The sequence below is a fragment of the Pseudomonas sp. Au-Pse12 genome (assembly GCF_021341665.1).
Lineage (GTDB): Bacteria > Pseudomonadota > Gammaproteobacteria > Pseudomonadales > Pseudomonadaceae > Aquipseudomonas.
The window spans coordinates 1-1,251 of record NZ_JAJTTH010000036.1; the positions used below are offsets into that span (position 1 = coordinate 1).

General features: G+C 52.5%; 2 protein-coding genes. Both read left to right on the plus strand.

Annotation, left to right across the window (positions count from 1 at the left end; translation table 11 throughout):
• On the plus strand, positions 1-358 hold a 358-nt coding region (locus LXM55_RS32305; RefSeq protein ID WP_233324191.1), incomplete at its 5' end, for a transposase.
• Positions 355-1,212 carry an IS3 family transposase gene (locus LXM55_RS32310; RefSeq protein WP_233324192.1) on the plus strand — a complete coding sequence of 286 codons (858 nt, stop codon included), beginning with the start codon at positions 355-357 and terminating at the stop codon, positions 1,210-1,212. The genes LXM55_RS32305 and LXM55_RS32310, both read left to right, overlap by 4 nt.
• Positions 1,213-1,251: the final 39 nt, after the last annotated feature.

The window sequence follows — 1,251 nt, forward strand, 5'->3', positions numbered from 1 at the left end:
TGGACTTGTTCCCTCGCAGCGGACGCCAAGAGGCGATATTTTAATCGCCACCTTGGAGGCACCTATGTCACAGCAAACCCGCCGCAGTTACACCGACGACTTCAAAGCCCAAGCAGTGACACTCGCTGAAAACATTGGTCGAGGAGAGGCTGCTCGACAGTTAGATATCTCGGTTAAAACCTTAGGTAATTGGCTGGACGCCGCACGCAACGGACGTCCTCTCAGTTCTCCCGCCCGGCATCCGGTCACTGATTTGGAAAGCGAGCTAGCACGGCTTCGAGCTGAAAATGCCACGCTCAAAATGGAGCGAGAAATCCTAAAAAAAGCGACGGTGTTCTTTGCCAAAGAGTCCAACTGAGATACGCCTTCGTCGCCCGTGAACGGACTCGCTTTCCGGTCAGACTGTTATGTCGAGTGATGGAAGTCTCGGTGTCGGGTTTTCACGGCTATTTGAAGCGCCAGGAACGTCCGGATCCAGACGCCGTGATTCGCCTGGAAATTCGTGCGATTCATCATGCAAGTCGCGGCACTTATGGGCGTCCACGCATGGTTAAGGCGCTTCATAACCGCTCGTATGCCATAGGACACAAGCGAGTAGCTCGGTTGATGAGAGAGGAGATGCTGCGAGGAAAAATCAAAGCTCGGTTCAAACGCTCGACGGATAACCGATATATCCAACCCATTTCTGACAACGTGTTGAAACGACGCTTTTCTGTGACGAGTCCCGCACCCGCTTGGGTGGGGGATATCACGTATATTTCGACACGCCAGGGTTGGTTGTACTTGGCTGTGGTATTGAGTGTCCAGACTCGGCAAGTGCTTGGTTACAGCCTGTCGGATCGTATGCCCGAGGAATTGGTACAACAGGCGTTTATGAACGCCTGGACGAAAGCGCCAGTTGATCACGGAGTGATTTTTCACTCTGATCGAGGCCGACAATACACCGGTAGCGGTTTTCGCAGCATGATCGCAGAAAGAGGCTTCGTGCAAAGCATGAGCCGTAAGGGAAACTGCTGGGATAACGCCGTAGCAGAGAGCTTTTTTGCCACACTCAAGAAGGAAGAAGCCACCAGTGTGTATCCCAGCAAAGCACAGGCCCATACATCAATCGCAAACTACATCCATGGATTTTACAACCCGACACGGCTGCACTCGGCGCTGGGATACAGCTCACCGAATGACTACGCAAAGCAACTGAAGCAAACTGCTTAACACTCGCTTCATGGCGTACGTTTTGAGGGAACAAGTCCA